This is a genomic window from Croceitalea rosinachiae (assembly GCF_031846445.1).
In the GTDB taxonomy this organism is placed as follows: domain Bacteria; phylum Bacteroidota; class Bacteroidia; order Flavobacteriales; family Flavobacteriaceae; genus Croceitalea; species Croceitalea rosinachiae.
Genome location: NZ_JAVRHR010000004.1, coordinates 1 through 16841, shown reverse-complemented (window position 1 = coordinate 16841; position 16841 = coordinate 1). Strand labels below are relative to the sequence as shown.

General features: G+C 37.5%; 12 protein-coding genes, 5 tRNA genes and 1 pseudogene. 16 read left to right on the top strand and 2 right to left on the bottom strand.

Translation table 11 applies throughout. The annotated features are described in order from the left end of the window. Positions 1-71: 71 nt before the first annotated feature. The 15 genes from RM706_RS15055 to RM706_RS14985 all read left to right on the top strand — a co-directional run bounded on the left by RM706_RS15055 (position 72) and on the right by RM706_RS14985 (position 13627). Positions 72-145 (top strand) — tRNA-Thr (locus RM706_RS15055). A gap of 24 nt (positions 146-169) precedes the next feature. Beyond that, positions 170-251 (top strand) — tRNA-Tyr (locus RM706_RS15050). A 98-nt stretch (positions 252-349) separates the two neighbouring features. After that, positions 350-422 (top strand) — tRNA-Gly (locus tag RM706_RS15045). 80 nt (positions 423-502) lie between these two features. Then, a tRNA-Thr gene (locus RM706_RS15040) sits at positions 503-574 on the top strand. A 47-nt stretch (positions 575-621) separates the two neighbouring features. After that, on the top strand, positions 622-1809 hold the full coding sequence (tuf, locus tag RM706_RS15035; protein WP_311353040.1) for an elongation factor Tu: 1188 nt from the start codon (positions 622-624) through the stop codon (positions 1807-1809). Positions 1810-1927: 118 nt separating this feature from the next. Further along, positions 1928-2000: transfer RNA gene (locus RM706_RS15030), tRNA-Trp, on the top strand. Positions 2001-2020: 20 nt separating this feature from the next. Next, on the top strand, positions 2021-2209 hold the full coding sequence (gene secE, locus RM706_RS15025; RefSeq protein ID WP_311353038.1) for a preprotein translocase subunit SecE: 189 nt from the start codon (positions 2021-2023) through the stop codon (positions 2207-2209). 4 nt (positions 2210-2213) lie between these two features. Continuing rightward, on the top strand, positions 2214-2765 hold the full coding sequence (gene nusG, locus RM706_RS15020) for a transcription termination/antitermination protein NusG (RefSeq protein ID WP_311353036.1): 552 nt from the start codon (positions 2214-2216) through the stop codon (positions 2763-2765). A gap of 68 nt (positions 2766-2833) precedes the next feature. Beyond that, positions 2834-3271 carry a 50S ribosomal protein L11 gene (gene rplK / locus RM706_RS15015; RefSeq protein WP_311353034.1) on the top strand — a complete coding sequence of 146 codons (438 nt, stop codon included), beginning with the start codon at positions 2834-2836 and terminating at the stop codon, positions 3269-3271. Between the two features lie 19 nt (positions 3272-3290). After that, entirely contained in the window at positions 3291-3980 is a 690-nt protein-coding gene (gene rplA / locus RM706_RS15010) for a 50S ribosomal protein L1 (RefSeq protein WP_311353033.1), read from the top strand. 26 nt (positions 3981-4006) lie between these two features. Continuing rightward, on the top strand, positions 4007-4522 hold the full coding sequence (gene rplJ, locus RM706_RS15005) for a 50S ribosomal protein L10 (RefSeq protein ID WP_311353031.1): 516 nt from the start codon (positions 4007-4009) through the stop codon (positions 4520-4522). A 54-nt stretch (positions 4523-4576) separates the two neighbouring features. After that, on the top strand, positions 4577-4960 hold the full coding sequence (rplL, locus tag RM706_RS15000) for a 50S ribosomal protein L7/L12 (protein ID WP_311353029.1): 384 nt from the start codon (positions 4577-4579) through the stop codon (positions 4958-4960). 129 nt (positions 4961-5089) lie between these two features. Beyond that, the gene (rpoB, locus tag RM706_RS14995; RefSeq protein ID WP_311353028.1) at positions 5090-8899 is read left to right on the top strand and encodes a DNA-directed RNA polymerase subunit beta; all 3810 of its coding nucleotides are present in this window, start codon (positions 5090-5092) and stop codon (positions 8897-8899) included. Positions 8900-8960: 61 nt separating this feature from the next. Beyond that, positions 8961-13259, top strand: a complete 4299-nt coding sequence (gene rpoC, locus RM706_RS14990; protein ID WP_311353026.1) for a DNA-directed RNA polymerase subunit beta' — start codon at positions 8961-8963, stop codon at positions 13257-13259. Between the two features lie 56 nt (positions 13260-13315). Further along, positions 13316-13627, top strand: a complete 312-nt coding sequence (locus RM706_RS14985) for a DUF3467 domain-containing protein (RefSeq protein ID WP_311353024.1) — start codon at positions 13316-13318, stop codon at positions 13625-13627. 48 nt (positions 13628-13675) lie between these two features. Here RM706_RS14985 and RM706_RS14980 read toward each other — a convergent pair whose 3' ends face one another. After that, positions 13676-14113, bottom strand: coding sequence for a hypothetical protein (locus tag RM706_RS14980; protein WP_311353022.1), 438 nt, complete (start codon positions 14111-14113; stop codon positions 13676-13678). Positions 14114-14217: 104 nt separating this feature from the next. Then, positions 14218-15804, bottom strand: coding sequence for a peptide chain release factor 3 (locus RM706_RS14975; RefSeq protein ID WP_311353020.1), 1587 nt, complete (start codon positions 15802-15804; stop codon positions 14218-14220). A 386-nt stretch (positions 15805-16190) separates the two neighbouring features. On the opposite strand from RM706_RS14975, the pseudogene RM706_RS14970 reads away from it, so the two are divergent. Further along, positions 16191-16841 (top strand): annotated as a pseudogene (locus RM706_RS14970) (hypothetical protein); the annotation flags it as partial.

The window sequence follows — 16841 nt, the reverse complement described above, 5'->3', positions numbered from 1 at the left end:
AAAAATAAATATATACATTTGCAGTCCGTTAGAAATGACGGGCTTTTTTTGTGCTAAAAAGTAGGTGAAACGCCGATGTAGCTCAGCTGGCTAGAGCAGCTGATTTGTAATCAGCAGGTCGTGGGTTCGAGTCCCTCCATCGGCTCTAAAGCACTGAAAATCAAGTAAAGGGGAGATACTCAAGCGGCCAACGAGGGCAGACTGTAAATCTGCTGACTATGTCTTCGCAGGTTCGAATCCTGCTCTCCCCACAGAATGAAGTGGAGCATTTGTGTTGTAAAGGCATAATTCATTTTTTAAATGAATTATTTAGAATTTGAGTTTTGAAATATTGAATTTAATAAAAATTGCGGGAGTAGCTCAGTTGGTAGAGCGTCAGCCTTCCAAGCTGAATGTCGCCGGTTCGAACCCGGTCTCCCGCTCTAAAGTCATTTTCGTGAAAACGAAAATCTCTTCCATATTATGGGAGAACTATGTTAAAGTAGTTGGTTCAACACTTTACGCCGGTGTAGCTCAGGGGTAGAGCGTTTCCTTGGTAAGGAAGAGGTCACGAGTTCAAATCTCGTCATTGGCTCAAAACGATTTGTACACTAATATAAACTAAGATTAAAATCATTTAAAATGGCAAAGGAAACTTTCGATCGTTCCAAACCGCACTTAAATATTGGTACCATTGGACACGTGGATCACGGTAAAACTACATTGACTGCAGCTATTACAACAGTATTAGCTAATGCAGGTTTGTCTGAGCTTAGAAGCTTTGACTCAATTGATAATGCTCCTGAAGAAAAAGAAAGAGGTATTACAATTAACACATCTCACGTTGAGTATGCGACGGCTAACCGTCACTACGCTCATGTTGACTGTCCTGGTCACGCTGATTATGTTAAAAACATGGTAACTGGTGCTGCTCAAATGGACGGTGCTATACTTGTTGTTGCTGCTACTGATGGTCCTATGCCACAAACTCGTGAGCACATTCTTTTAGGTCGCCAAGTTGGTATTCCTAGAATGGTTGTTTTCATGAATAAGGTTGACATGGTGGATGATGAAGAGCTTTTAGAGCTTGTTGAGATGGAAATCAGAGAATTACTTTCTTTCTACGAATATGATGGTGATAATGGACCTGTAATTGCTGGTTCTGCTCTAGGAGCATTGAATGGTGAGCAAAAATGGGTTGACACTGTAATGGAATTAATGGCAGCTGTTGACGAGTGGATCGAGCTTCCTAAAAGAGATGTTGATAAAGATTTCTTGATGCCAGTTGAAGATGTATTCACGATTACTGGTCGTGGTACTGTTGCAACCGGTCGTATTGAAACTGGTGTTGCGAATACTGGTGATGCTGTTGATATTATTGGTATGGGTGCAGAGAAATTGACTTCTACCGTTACTGGTGTAGAGATGTTCCGTAAGATTTTGGATCGAGGTGAAGCTGGTGATAACGTAGGTATCCTTTTAAGAGGTATTGAGAAGACTGATATCAAAAGAGGTATGGTTATTTGTAAGCCAGGTTCAGTTAAGCCTCATGCTAAATTCAAAGCTGAGGTTTATGTCTTGAAAAAAGAAGAAGGTGGTCGTCACACACCATTCCATAATAACTATCGTCCACAGTTCTATGTAAGAACTACAGACGTCACTGGTAACATTGGTTTGCCAAGTGGTGTTGAGATGGTAATGCCAGGTGATAACTTAACTATCGATGTTGAGTTGATTCAGCCAATCGCATTAAGTGTAGGTCTTCGTTTCGCTATCCGTGAAGGTGGTAGAACTGTAGGTGCTGGTCAGGTTACTGAGATTACAGATTAATTGCATTTATAATCATAGTTTACGCTAAAAGGGTGTTCCGCTTTGCGGAATACCTTTCGGTGTAAATAGAAACGGGTGTAGCTCATCCCTGAGATTGGGGTAGTGTAACGCCATATTTACGGGCGTAGCTCAGTTGGTAGAGCACTGGTCTCCAAAACCAGGTGTCGGGAGTTCGAGCCTCTCCGCCCGTGCAAGAGTAAAATTTAGTTTTATGTTGACATACGTTAAAGAATCTTGGGAAGAATTAAAAAACAACGTGACCTGGTTGAGCAGGGAGCGAGCATCCAACCTTATGGTCATTGTTGCTGTATTCTCAATTTTGTTTGCATTGGCGACATGGGGTGTTGATTCAGTCTTTAGTAAATTGATTCAGTTATACTTTGATAATTTAATAGGATAAGCTGATGTCTGAGGTATTAGAGAAGAAATGGTATGTTGTTAGAGCTGTAAGTGGCCAAGAGAATAAAATCAAAGGTTATATTCAAAGCGAGGTCGAAAGACATGGCTTTGCTGATTATTTAGAAGATGTTCTTGTGCCAACTGAGAAGGTGGTTCAAATCAGAAACGGTAAAAAAATCAATAAAGAGCGAACCTATTTTCCGGGTTATATCATGATAAAAGCCAATTTAGGCGGTGAGATGGTGCACATAATTCGTTCAATTACTAATGTTATTGGTTTTTTAGGTGAGGTTAAAGGTGGTGATCCAGTACCATTGCGGAAGGCAGAAGTGAATAGGATGCTAGGCAAGGTCGATGAACTTGCTGTAAATACAGATAATATCTCTATTCCTTTTGTAATAGGGGAAACCATAAAGGTTATTGATGGTCCTTTCAACGGATTTAATGGAACTGTTGAAAAAATCAATGAAGAAAAGCGTAAGCTTGAAGTGATGGTTAAGATTTTCGGAAGAAAAACACCATTAGAGTTAAGTTATATGCAAGTAGAAAAAGTATAGTAAGAGCTGTTACATATATAGAAATTGTGTTGCTTCCAATTAACACATTTTCATTTTAAACAAAAACAATGGCAAAAGAAGTAGATAAGGTAGTTAAATTACAAGTTAGGGGAGGTGCTGCGAATCCGTCGCCACCGGTTGGACCCGCCTTAGGTGCTGCCGGTGTTAACATCATGGAGTTCTGTAAGCAATTTAATGCTCGTACGCAGGACAAACAAGGCAAAGTATTGCCTGTTGTTATCACGGTATACAAAGACAAATCTTTCGAGTTTGTTGTAAAAACACCTCCGGCGGCAGTTCAATTGTTGGAAGCAGCAAAGATTAAAAAAGGATCGGGTGAACCTAACAGAGTAAAGAATGGATCTGTTTCCTGGGATCAAGTAAAGCAAATCGCCGAAGATAAAATGATCGATTTGAATGCTTTTACAGTAGAATCAGCAATGAGTATGGTTGCAGGTACTGCTAGATCAATGGGATTAAAGGTTGCTGGAAAAAGACCTTTTTAAAATCTAAAAGCAATTTCAAATGGCAAGATTGACTAAAAAGCAAAAAGAAGCACAAGCTAAAATTGACAGAAACAAGTTGTATTCTGTGGATGAGGCTTCTGCTTTAGTGAAAGAAATAACCAATGTAAAATTTGATGCATCTATTGATTTGGCGGTTCGTTTGGGCGTAGATCCAAGAAAGGCCAATCAAATGGTTCGTGGAGTAGTGACACTGCCACACGGAACGGGTAAAGATGTAAAAGTTTTAGCGTTGGTGACACCAGACAAAGAAAGTGAAGCTAAAGAAGCAGGTGCTGACTATGTAGGGTTAGATGAATATTTGGATAAAATAAAAGGCGGTTGGACTGATGTTGATGTAATTGTTACCATGCCAAGCGTTATGGGTAAATTAGGGCCATTAGGTAGAGTATTAGGACCTAGAGGTTTGATGCCCAATCCAAAAACAGGTACAGTTACCATGGATGTTGCTAAAGCAGTATCTGATGTTAAGGCTGGTAAAATAGATTTCAAAGTTGACAAAACCGGAATCGTACATGCAGCAATTGGTAAATCCTCATTTTCTGCTGATAAGATAGCAGGTAATGCTAAAGAGCTTTTAGAGACTTTGAACAAGTTGAAGCCAGCTGCAGCAAAAGGGGTTTACATGAAAAGTATTTTTATGTCAAGTACCATGAGCCCAAGTGTACCATTAGATCCTAAAGCAGTTTAATTACTGGGTAGTTCAAAATTATAACAATGACAAGAGAAGAAAAAGGAACCGTAATTGAAGATTTGACTGCACAGTTGGCTGATAACCCTAATATATATCTTGCGGATATTTCTGGGTTGGATGCATTGAGCACTTCTAATTTGAGAAGAGCATGTTTCAAAGCCAATATTAAACTTGCAGTTGTCAAAAATACATTGCTTGCAAAGGCAATGGAAGCTTCTGATAAGGATTTTGGAGAACTTCCTGAAGTATTAAAGGGGAATACCTCTTTGATGTTTTCTGAAACAGGAAACGGTCCAGCTAAACTTATCAAGAACTTTAGAAAAAAGTCAGATAAGCCTTTATTAAAAGGTGCCTTTATTGAAGAGGCAATTTATATTGGTGATGAAAACCTTGATTCTTTGGTAAATATTAAGTCTAAGGAAGAGGTTATCGGAGATATTATCGGATTGTTGCAATCACCAGCCAAGAATGTTATTTCTGGGCTTAAATCAGGTGGCGGTAAATTGGCCGGTATTATTAAAACTTTATCTGAAAGATAGTACGCACGCACTTAAACAATTATATTTTAAAAATTTTATTTAAACGATAGAAAAATGGCAGATTTAAAAGATTTTGCAGAACAGTTGGTCAACCTTACCGTAAAAGAGGTAAATGAATTAGCTGATATTTTAAAAGAAGAGTATGGTATTGAGCCTGCTGCAGCAGCTGTAGCAGTTGCTGCTGGCGGTGGAGCTGCTGGTGGTGGTGAAGAAGCCGCTGAAGAGAAATCAGAGTTTGATGTAATCTTGACGGCAGCTGGTGGTTCTAAATTAGCAGTAGTTAAATTGGTAAAAGAATTGACAGGTCTTGGTTTGAAAGATGCTAAAGAGATTGTTGATAGCGCACCAAAAGCTGTTAAAGAAGCTGTTTCTAAAGATGAAGCAGAAGGTATCAAAAAATCTTTGGAAGAAGCAGGAGCAGAAGTTGAGCTTAAGTAATAGCTTTTACATAGATAATATGGTTAAGGTCTTTCCGTAAAAGCGGTTGGACCTTAGCCTGTTTTTATAGCAACGTGTGATGGCGCACGTATATCCTTTAGAGAATTCACTATCAAAATTTGTCCATAGATGTTCACAAATAAGACTGAAAGAGTAAATTTTGCATCCGCTAAGAACATACCGGAATACCCGGATTTCTTGGACATTCAGATTAAATCATTTCAAGACTTTTTTCAACTTGAAACAAAATCTGACGAAAGAGGCAACGAAGGTTTGTACAATACCTTCATGGAAAACTTTCCAATAACAGATACCAGAAACCAATTCGTACTTGAGTTTTTGGATTATTTTATAGATCCCCCACGTTATTCCATTCAAGAATGTATTGAGCGTGGTCTTACCTATAGCGTTCCATTAAAGGCGCGTTTAAAACTTTACTGTACCGATCCTGAGCACGAAGATTTCGAAACCATCGTACAAGATGTGTATTTGGGTACAATTCCATATATGACTCCTAGTGGTACTTTCGTTATCAATGGAGCGGAAAGAGTTGTTGTATCTCAATTACACAGATCTCCAGGTGTATTTTTCGGACAGTCGTTCCATGCAAATGGGACTAAATTATATTCAGCAAGGGTAATTCCTTTCAAAGGGTCCTGGATTGAATTTGCAACTGATATCAATGGAGTAATGTATGCCTATATTGATAGAAAGAAAAAATTGCCTGTTACTACATTGTTCAGAGCTATTGGATTTGAACGAGATAAAGATATTTTAGAAATTTTTGACCTGTCTGAAGAGGTTAAAGTTTCTAAAGCAGGACTTAAAAAAGTCATGGGGCGCAAATTAGCCGCAAGGGTTTTGAACACTTGGCATGAAGATTTTGTTGATGAAGATACTGGTGAAGTAGTCTCTATTGAAAGAAATGAGATAATTCTTGATCGTGACACTATTCTTGAAAAAGAGCATATCGATCAGATTATTGATGCTGACGTAAAAACTGTTCTTTTACATAAAGAGAACAATGCACAATCTGATTATGCCATTATTCACAATACCCTTCAAAAAGATCCAACAAACTCTGAAAAAGAAGCTGTCGAGCATATTTATCGTCAACTACGTAATGCAGAGCCGCCAGATGAAGAGACTGCTCGTGGTATTATAGATAAATTATTCTTTTCTGACCAACGCTATAACTTAGGCGAAGTAGGTCGTTATAGAATGAATAAGAAATTGCAGTTAGATATTGGAATGGATAAGCAGGTCTTAACCAAAGAAGATATTATAACAATAATCAAATACTTGATTGAGTTGATTAACTCAAAAGCAGAAATCGATGATATCGATCACTTGTCTAACCGCCGTGTAAGAACTGTTGGTGAACAATTGTCTTCTCAATTTGGTGTTGGTTTGGCTCGTATGGCGCGCACCATTCGTGAACGTATGAATGTTCGTGATAATGAAGTGTTCACACCTATTGATTTGATTAATGCGAAGACACTGTCTTCTGTAATTAACTCATTTTTTGGAACAAACCAGCTATCTCAGTTCATGGATCAAACAAATCCATTGGCTGAAATCACACATAAGAGAAGGTTGTCAGCATTAGGTCCTGGTGGTCTTTCAAGAGAAAGAGCGGGCTTTGAAGTTCGAGACGTTCATTATACACATTATGGGCGTTTATGTCCGATTGAAACACCAGAAGGACCAAATATTGGTTTGATTTCATCACTTTCGGTTTTTGCCAAGGTTAACCCGATGGGATTCTTGGAAACTCCTTATCGTAAGGTTGAAAACGGAAAAGTGGACACCAAAAACTTTGGTTATCTAAGTGCTGAGGAAGAAGAAGGTATGAAAATCGCTCAAGCGAACATTCCTTTAAAAGAAGACGGTACCATAATTAACGATAAGGTAATTGCACGTGAAGAGGGAGATTTCCCGGTTGTCGATCCATCCGAAATAAACTATACGGATGTTGCTCCCAACCAAATTGCGTCTATTTCTGCATCTCTAATTCCTTTCTTGGAGCATGATGATGCGAACCGTGCATTGATGGGCTCAAACATGATGCGTCAAGCCGTACCGTTGTTACGTCCGCAATCACCAATCGTTGGTACAGGTTTAGAGCGTCAAGTAGCTACTGATTCCAGGGTATTGATAAATGCGGAGGAAGATGGAGTTATTGATTATGTTGACTCTCAAAAAATTACTGTGAAATATACAAGGTCAGCTGAAGAAAAGCTCGTTAGCTTTGAAGAAGACCACAAGTCGTATAACCTCATTAAGTTTCGTAAAACAAATCAAGGTACCAGTATTAACTTAAAGCCAATCGTTAAGAAAGGTGATAAGGTTAAAAAGGGTCAGGTACTTTGTGAAGGATATGCTACCGAAAAAGGTGAACTGGCGCTTGGTAGAAATTTAAAAGTAGCCTTTATGCCTTGGAAAGGGTATAATTTTGAGGATGCTATCGTGATTTCTGAAAAAGTTGTTCGTGAAGACATCTTTACATCAATCCATATTGACGAATACGCATTAGAAGTTCGTGACACTAAATTAGGTGCTGAAGAGCTGACCAATGATATTCCTAATGTTTCAGAAGAGGCTACAAAGGACTTGGATGAAAATGGAATGATTCGTATTGGTGCTGAAGTAAAACCAGGAGATATACTGATTGGTAAGATCACACCGAAAGGGGAATCTGATCCTACTCCTGAAGAGAAATTACTTCGTGCAATCTTTGGTGACAAGGCTGGTGATGTAAAAGATGCTTCTCTAAAGGCATCACCTTCATTAAGAGGTGTTGTTATTGATAAGAAGTTGTTTTCACGTTCTATTAAAGATAAGCGTAAGCGTTCTGAAGATAAAGAAGCTATCTCTAAATTAGAATTGGAATACGAAGTGAAGTTCCAACAACTTAAGGATGTTTTAGTTGAAAAACTATTCACCATGATTAATGGAAAAACTTCACAAGGTGTTTTAAACGATTTGGGTGAAGAAGTACTTCCAAAGGGCAAAAAATATACTATCAAAATGCTTAATGCAGTTGATGATTTTGCCCACTTGGTTACTGGTAGCTGGACTACTGATGACAAGACCAATGGGCAAGTTGCTGACTTGCTCCATAACTATAAGATTAAGTTGAATGACCTACAAGGTAACTTGAGAAGGGATAAATTCACAATTTCAGTTGGTGATGAATTACCTGCTGGTATTATGAAATTGGCCAAAGTTTATATCGCTAAGAAACGTAAGTTGAAGGTTGGTGATAAAATGGCAGGTCGTCATGGTAATAAAGGTATTGTAGCTCGTATAGTTCGTCAAGAGGACATGCCTTTCTTGGAAGATGGAACCCCAGTTGACATTGTATTGAATCCACTTGGTGTGCCATCTCGTATGAACATTGGTCAGATTTATGAAACTGTTCTTGGTTGGGCAGGCGAAAAGTTAGGTCGTAAATACGGAACGCCAATTTTTGATGGTGCTACATTAGAGCAAATCAATGCATTGACTGATGAAGCTGGAGTACCAAGATTTGGACATACACATCTTTATGATGGAGGAACAGGAGAACGATTTGATCAAGCAGCAACTGTTGGTATTATCTATATGTTGAAGCTAGGTCATATGGTTGATGATAAGATGCATGCACGTTCAATTGGTCCGTATTCTTTGATTACACAGCAACCATTGGGTGGTAAAGCACAGTTTGGTGGTCAGCGTTTTGGAGAGATGGAAGTTTGGGCTCTTGAAGCTTATGGTGCTTCATCCACCCTTCGCGAGATTTTAACTGTTAAGTCAGATGACGTAATCGGTAGAGCCAAGACTTATGAGTCCATTGTAAAGGGCGAAACAATGCCAGAACCTGGATTGCCAGAATCTTTCAACGTATTGATGCATGAACTTAAAGGTTTGGGCTTAGATATTAGATTGGAAGAGTAGTAGTATGGTCGAAAGACTATTTATAAAAGAACATTTTTAACATTTTCATCTTTATAGCATTATGGCTAGAATAAAAGATAATAACGCACCAAAAAGGTTTAATAAAATTTCAATCGGATTGGCTTCTCCAGAATCTATTTTGGCAGAGTCAAGGGGTGAGGTTTTAAAACCAGAAACCATTAACTATAGAACACATAAGCCAGAGCGTGACGGATTGTTCTGTGAACGAATTTTTGGCCCTGTAAAGGATTATGAATGTGCTTGTGGTAAGTACAAGCGTATCCGTTATCGTGGTATCGTTTGTGACCGATGCGGTGTTGAGGTAACTGAGAAAAAAGTACGTCGTGACAGGGTAGGACACATTAATTTAGTCGTACCTGTAGCTCACATATGGTATTTCCGTTCACTTCCGAACAAAATAGGATATTTATTAGGTCTCCCTTCTAAAAAGTTGGATATGATAATTTACTACGAACGCTACGTAGTTATCCAACCTGGTATCGCAAAAGGTGCTGAAGGGGAAGAAATCAATAAAATGGATTTCTTGACCGAAGAAGAGTATCTTAATATTTTGGAATCAATTCCCGCCGAGAATCAATATTTAGAAGATACTGACCCAAATAAGTTTATCGCTAAGATGGGTGCAGAATGTTTGATTGATTTATTGGGAAGAATTGATTTGGAACAATTGTCTTATGAGCTAAGACATAAAGCAAATACAGAAACTTCTAAGCAACGTAAAACAGAAGCTTTAAAAAGACTTCAAGTTGTTGAGGCCTTGCGTGAATCACAAGATAACCGTGAAAATCGTCCGGAATGGATGATTATGAAGGTTGTTCCAGTAATTCCACCGGAATTGCGTCCATTGGTACCTCTAGATGGTGGTCGTTTTGCTACTTCAGATTTAAATGATTTATATCGTAGAGTTATTATCAGAAACAATCGTTTAAAGCGATTAATGGAGATTAAAGCTCCTGAGGTGATTCTTCGTAATGAAAAAAGGATGCTTCAGGAATCGGTAGATTCACTTTTTGATAATACCAGAAAAGCATCAGCCGTTAAAACTGAATCAAACAGGCCATTAAAATCCCTTTCAGATTCTTTGAAAGGAAAACAAGGTCGTTTTCGTCAAAACTTATTGGGTAAACGTGTTGATTATTCTGCACGTTCTGTAATCGTCGTTGGTCCAGAAATGAACCTTTACGAATGCGGACTTCCAAAAGATATGGCTGCAGAATTATACAAACCTTTTGTAATCAGAAAATTGATTGAAAGAGGTATTGTAAAAACTGTGAAATCAGCCAAAAAGATAATTGACAGAAAAGAACCAGTTGTTTGGGATATTCTTGAAAATGTATTGAAAGGACATCCAGTTTTGTTGAATAGGGCGCCTACATTGCACCGTTTAGGCATTCAGGCGTTTCAACCAAAATTGATTGAAGGTAAAGCGATTCGCTTACACCCATTGGCTTGTACTGCATTTAACGCAGATTTTGATGGAGACCAAATGGCAGTCCATTTACCATTGGGCCCTGAGGCTATTTTGGAAGCACAGTTATTAATGCTTGCTTCACAAAATATTTTGAATCCAGCTAATGGCTCGCCAATTACAGTACCTTCTCAAGATATGGTTTTGGGCCTTTATTATATGACCAAGCACCGAAAATCCACAAAAGAAGTTCCTGTAGTAGGAGAAGGATTAACTTTTTATTCAGCAGAAGAAGTTGAAATTGCTTTTAATGAAAAGAAAGTAGAACTTAATGCTGGTATTAAAGTTAGAGCGTTAGATTTTAATGAAGAAGGAGAACTCGTAAATCAAATTATTGAAACTACGGTTGGTAGGGTTATTTTTAATAGTCATGTACCAAAAGAAGCTGGTTTTATCAATCAAGTATTGAATAAAAAAGCACTTCGTAATATTATTGGCGATATTTTGGCGGTAACTGATGTTCCGAGAACTGCTGAGTTTTTGGATAAGATTAAAACCATGGGGTATCAATTTGCCTTTAAAGGTGGATTGTCATTCAGTTTAGGGGATATTATCATTCCGAAAGAAAAAATTGAAATGATTGATGATGCCAATGGTCAAGTAGATGGTATTATGGCCAACTATAATATGGGTCTTATCACAAATAATGAGCGATACAATCAAGTAATTGATGTTTGGACTTCGACAAATGCGATGCTGACTGAATTGGCTATGAAGCGAATTAGAGAAGACCAGCAAGGATTCAACTCAGTATATATGATGTTGGATTCTGGTGCAAGGGGTTCTAAAGAACAAATTCGCCAATTGACCGGTATGCGTGGATTGATGGCTAAACCTAAAAAGTCTACTGCTGGTGGAGGGGAGATTATTGAAAATCCTATTCTTTCTAACTTTAAAGAAGGACTTTCGATTTTGGAATATTTCATTTCAACTCACGGTGCACGTAAAGGTCTAGCGGATACAGCACTTAAAACTGCTGATGCAGGGTATTTGACAAGACGTTTGGTTGATGTTTCACAAGACGTTATTATCAATATTGAAGACTGTGGAACGCTTCGTGGAATTGAGGTTCAGGCCTTGAAAAAGAATGAAGAAATTGTAGAAACTTTAGGCGAACGAATTGTTGGTCGAGTTTCTTTACATGACGTTTACAATCCCATCACTCAAGAGTTGTTGGTGTCTGCGGGACAGCATATCACAGAAGTTGAAGTTAAAAAAATAGAAGCTTCCCCAATTGATAAAATTGAGGTTCGCTCTGCACTTACTTGTGAAGCGCCTAAAGGAATATGTGCCAAGTGTTACGGTCGTAATCTAGCTACTAATAAAATGGTACAACGGGGAGAAGCAGTCGGTGTTGTAGCTGCTCAATCAATCGGTGAGCCTGGCACACAGTTGACTCTTCGTACATTCCACGTAGGTGGTATTGCAGGTAACATTTCAGAAGATAGTAAATTAGATGCTAAGTTTGAAGGTAAAGCTGAAATTGAAGATTTAAGAACCGTTGTTGGAGAAAATAGTGAAGGTGAAAAATCTAACATTGTTATCTCTAGAACATCTGAAATTAAAATTATTGATGAGAAAACTGGCATCACCTTAAGCACAAATAATATTCCTTATGGTTCCCAATTGTTTATTAAGAATGGTGCTAAAATCAAAAAAGGTGATGTTATTTGTTCTTGGGATCCTTATAATGGAGTAATCGTTTCTGAATTTACAGGTAAGATTGCTTATGAGAATATAGAACAGGGCATTACATATCAAGTCGAAATTGATGAACAAACCGGTTTCCAAGAAAAGGTAATTTCTGAATCTAGAAACAAGAAATTGATTCCGACACTATTGATTCAAGATGCTAAAGGTGAAACTTTACGTTCTTATAATTTACCAGTTGGTTCTCACATTATGGTTGATGACGGAGAGAAGGTTAGTGAAGGAAAGACTTTGGTAAAGATTCCTCGAAAATCAGCTAAAGCAGGGGATATTACTGGTGGTCTTCCAAGGGTAACTGAGCTGTTTGAAGCTCGTAACCCTTCTAACCCAGCAGTTGTTTCTGAAATTGATGGTGTAGTATCTTTCGGTAAAATAAAGCGTGGTAATAGAGAGATTATTATCGAATCTAAATTAGGTGAAGTCAAGAAATATCTTGTAAAGCTTTCTAATCAGATTTTGGTACAAGAAAATGATTACGTTCGTGCGGGAATGCCGTTATCTGATGGTTCTATCACGCCGGAAGATATTTTAGCGATTAAGGGGCCTTCTGCCGTTCAGCAATATTTGGTGAATGAAGTACAAGAAGTGTACCGATTACAGGGTGTAAAAATCAATGATAAGCATTTTGAAGTTGTTGTCAGACAGATGATGCGTAAAGTTAGAATTCAAGATTCTGGCGATACAATTTTCTTAGAAAACCAATTAATCCATAAAGATGATTTCATTCGTGAAAATGACGGAATCTTTGGTAAGAAAGTGGTAGAAGAGCCAGGTGATTCTGAAAACCTGAAAGCAGGCCAAATTATAACAGCTAGGGAGCTTAGAGATGAGAACTCACTGCTCAAAAGGGCTGATAAGAACTTGGTAACTGCTAGAGATGCCGTGGCTGCAACAGCTACACCTATCTTGCAGGGTATTACAAGGGCTTCATTGCAAACAAAATCATTTATTTCTGCCGCTTCTTTCCAAGAAACTACAAAAGTATTGAACGAAGCAGCTGTTAGTGGTAAGGTTGATACTTTAGAAGGACTGAAAGAAAATGTTATTGTAGGTCATAAGATTCCTGCAGGAACAGGTATGAGGGACTATGACAGTATTATCGTGGGCTCAAAGGAAGAATATGATGAAATAATGGCTCGAAAAGAAGAGTTCAAATTCTAAATTATAATAAACCCTGACACTTATGTTGGGGTTTTATTTTTATAACCAATTTTATAATGGCAGAAAAGAATCAAAACCAAAAGCAGATTAATATTGAATTGGATGAAAAAATGGCTGAAGGAATTTATTCCAACCTGGCCATTATTAATCACTCGGTATCTGAATTTGTGGTCGATTTTATAAGTTTAATGCCTGGAGCACCAAAGGCAAAAGTGAAGAGCAGAATTGTGTTGACCCCACAACATGCCAAAAAGTTTTTAAAGGCATTGAACGATAACGTACAGAGATTTGAGAAGGCACATGGAACGATAAAGGACTATGAGCAACCTCCAATACCTTTAAATTTTGGACCTACGGGAGAAGCATAAAAAAGCCCTGACATTTGTCAGGGCTTTTTTATATCCGAAGATTATATTTTACTTAAGCCAACCATTTATAATGCCTTTTTTAGCGAAAAAGACTAAATAAATTCCTATAAGAATTACAAGAATAGGCATAACAATCGCATGAACAATTCCATATACCTCGATTGTATTACTTATAAATAGTGTATAAGAAAATAATGCGATAGAGCTTATCAATGATAAAACTAGAATAGGTCTTGCCCATTTTTTGCGAATTAATAATGCGATACAGCCAATAGTCCCAGTAAATACTGCAATTGCAAAAGCTCCAGTAGCCCAAGCAGGTTGTCCTTCATAAAGCTCTCGTTCTGCTTGCGACATGGCTTCCAGTTGTTCTATAGGTAAATAGGCCTGTACTAGATAATTAAAAACGCCCATCAAATTCCATAAAAGTGCTATAACACTTACCACCCAAAACCATATAGGTGGCTTTATCGATGTGTTTGTCATAAAATAAAGTTTATTGGTTATTAGCCAATAAGTTACGAAAAAATGACTTTACCAAAATCATCCTTACCTATTTTGAAATAAAGAAAACCTTATACCTGTTTTGCCTATTCAAATTCTGAAGTGAAATGTAGTTTGACCGTAGGGTATTTTTGTTGTGTCATCTGCAATGAGAATTGTGAATCTGCCAAGAAGACCAGTTGTCCACTTTTGTCAGTGGCCAAAAACTTTTGTTTTATCCTTTTAAATTCTTTGAATTCTTCGTTGTTACTCTCAGCTTCAACCCAACAGGCTTTATGCACAGGGAAGTTTTCATAGGTACATTTAGCTCCATATTCATGCTCAAGGCGGTATTGGATGACTTCATATTGTAAGGCACCCACTGTACCAATAATTTTTCTGCCATTTAATTCGAGGGTAAATAGCTGGGCCACTCCCTCATCCATTAATTGGTCAATACCTTTATTAAGCTGTTTTGCTTTCATAGGGTCGGCATTATTGATGTACCGGAAATGTTCAGGTGAAAAACTGGGTATCCCCTTATAATGAAGTTTTTCTCCATTGGTAAGCGTGTCTCCAATTTTAAAATTACCAGTATCATGTAAGCCCACAATATCGCCTGGATACGAAATATCTACGATTTCTTTTTTCTCTGCAAAAAATGCATTGGGACTAGAAAATTTTAAATTTTTGTTGTGTCTTACATGTAAATATGGCTTGTTGCGTTCAAAAGTTCCAGAAACAATTTTAATAAATGCCAATCGATCTCTGTGCTTAGGATCCATATTGGCATGAATTTTAAATACAAAACCTGAAAAGTCTTCTTCGTCAGCTTCAACCAGACGCTCTTCGGACATTTTTGATTTTGGCGCAGGTGCTATATTAATAAAACAATCAAGCAATTCTCGCACTCCAAAATTGTTCAATGCCGAACCGAAGAATACAGGATGCTGCTCAGCTTTTAAATAAGATTGGATATCGAACGGTGGATAAACGCCCTCAACCAGCTCTAAATTGTCTCTTAACTCAAGAGCTGCCTTTTCACCAATTATATTTTCAAGCTCAGGGCTTTCAATATTATCAAAAGATATGGTTTCTTCTATGTTTTGTTTGCTATTGCCACTGAAAAGGTTAATGTTTTTTTCGTAGATGTTGTAAATACCTTTAAAATCATACCCCATCCCTATTGGAAAGCTTAACGGGGTAACTGATAAACCCAGTTTTTGCTCAACTTCATCTAATAAATCAAAGGCATCTTTACCTTCCCTATCAAGCTTATTAATAAATACGATCATAGGGATGTTTCGCATTCGACAAACTTCAACCAATTTCTCAGTTTGATCTTCGACTCCCTTTGCAACATCAATAACAATAATTACACTATCTACGGCCGTCAAAGTTCGGAAGGTATCTTCAGCAAAATCTTTGTGCCCGGGAGTATCTAAAATATTTATTTTTTTGTCTTTGTAGATGAAAGCAAGAACTGAAGTGGCTACTGAAATTCCGCGTTGTCTTTCAATTTCCATGAAATCGCTGGTTGCTGATTTTTTTATTTTGTTGTTCTTAACCGCGCCAGCTTCTTGTATTGCACCACCAAAAAGCAGAAGTTTTTCAGTTAAGGTTGTTTTCCCAGCATCAGGGTGTGATATTATACCAAAAGTTCTTCGTCTTGCAATTTCTTTTTCAAAACTCATTTAAAAAATTTGAGGCAAAAGTAGCTAAATTCTTTTGTGACTTCTTAAAAAAGAATGGGTCACATATGTTAATATAATATGAATAAAAATGACAAAAAATAAGATATTAACTACAAAATCCAAGTATATTTCGTTACTAAATGGTTTTTTTTAATTTTTGAGCGAAGGAGCAACTTTTTTAAAGAATCCATCGTATCTATTCAAAATCAAAAGATGACCGTTTGTCGAGTAAAATAGGTAGTTAATTTGATAAAAAGTAACTATGCATAATAAATCGCTTGCAGAATAATTGAATATCTTGCAATTGTATTGATTGCCCCAAAATCCTTACACAACATACCTGCGTAATGTTATAGTGATTAGTTTAAAAGAGAAAACTGTCATTTATGAAAAAAATTACGCTACAAGCTTTAAAAACTAGAGAGAGCATATCTTATAGGTTGATTCTCATGTTTTTTGTATTTAGCTTGCTCACTCCTTTTTTAGCTACTTCTTCATTCAATAACAATATAACTATTTATACCGATAATGATGGCGATGGGATTCCTAATCATGAAGACATGGATGATGATGGAGATGGAATTTTAGATATTACGGAAGGTAATGGAGATAAAGACGGAGATTATATACCTGACTATTTAGATGTTGATTCTGATAATGATGGTATTATTGATAATGTCGAAGCTCAAGACTCAAAGAATTATATCGTTCCTTCAGGTAAAGATGTGGACGGCAATGGTCTCGATGATGCTTACGAAATCACCCCGGGGAGTTGTAACGGTTTAACACCTATAGATAAAGATGGAGATTATATTCCTGACTACTTAGATGTCGACTCTGATAGTGATGGAATTATAGATAATATTGAAGCGCAATCGGTTGAAAATTTTCAAGCGCCTTGCGGGATAGATTCAGATGGTAATGGTCTTGATGACCATTATGAAGAAAGCCCTGGAGCATGTGGAGGAATATTACCTATTGACACTGACGGTGATGGCATAGCGGACAGTCTGGACATCGACAGTGACGACGATGGC

What these genes read in the sequence shown, in the direction of transcription:
- rpoC (WP_311353026.1), top strand. Translation starts at nt 8,961, where the DNA reads ATGGCTAGAATAAAAGATAATAACGCACCAAAAAGGTTTAATAAAATT.
- rplK (WP_311353034.1), top strand. Translation starts at nt 2,834, where the DNA reads ATGGCAAAAGAAGTAGATAAGGTAGTTAAATTACAAGTTAGGGGAGGT.
- RM706_RS14985 (WP_311353024.1), top strand. Translation starts at nt 13,316, where the DNA reads ATGGCAGAAAAGAATCAAAACCAAAAGCAGATTAATATTGAATTGGAT.
- RM706_RS14980 (WP_311353022.1), bottom strand. Translation starts at nt 14,113, where the DNA reads ATGACAAACACATCGATAAAGCCACCTATATGGTTTTGGGTGGTAAGT.
- nusG (WP_311353036.1), top strand. Translation starts at nt 2,214, where the DNA reads ATGTCTGAGGTATTAGAGAAGAAATGGTATGTTGTTAGAGCTGTAAGT.
- tuf (WP_311353040.1), top strand. Translation starts at nt 622, where the DNA reads ATGGCAAAGGAAACTTTCGATCGTTCCAAACCGCACTTAAATATTGGT.
- rplJ (WP_311353031.1), top strand. Translation starts at nt 4,007, where the DNA reads ATGACAAGAGAAGAAAAAGGAACCGTAATTGAAGATTTGACTGCACAG.
- secE (WP_311353038.1), top strand. Translation starts at nt 2,021, where the DNA reads ATGTTGACATACGTTAAAGAATCTTGGGAAGAATTAAAAAACAACGTG.
- rplL (WP_311353029.1), top strand. Translation starts at nt 4,577, where the DNA reads ATGGCAGATTTAAAAGATTTTGCAGAACAGTTGGTCAACCTTACCGTA.
- RM706_RS14975 (WP_311353020.1), bottom strand. Translation starts at nt 15,804, where the DNA reads ATGAGTTTTGAAAAAGAAATTGCAAGACGAAGAACTTTTGGTATAATA.
- rplA (WP_311353033.1), top strand. Translation starts at nt 3,291, where the DNA reads ATGGCAAGATTGACTAAAAAGCAAAAAGAAGCACAAGCTAAAATTGAC.
- rpoB (WP_311353028.1), top strand. Translation starts at nt 5,090, where the DNA reads ATGTTCACAAATAAGACTGAAAGAGTAAATTTTGCATCCGCTAAGAAC.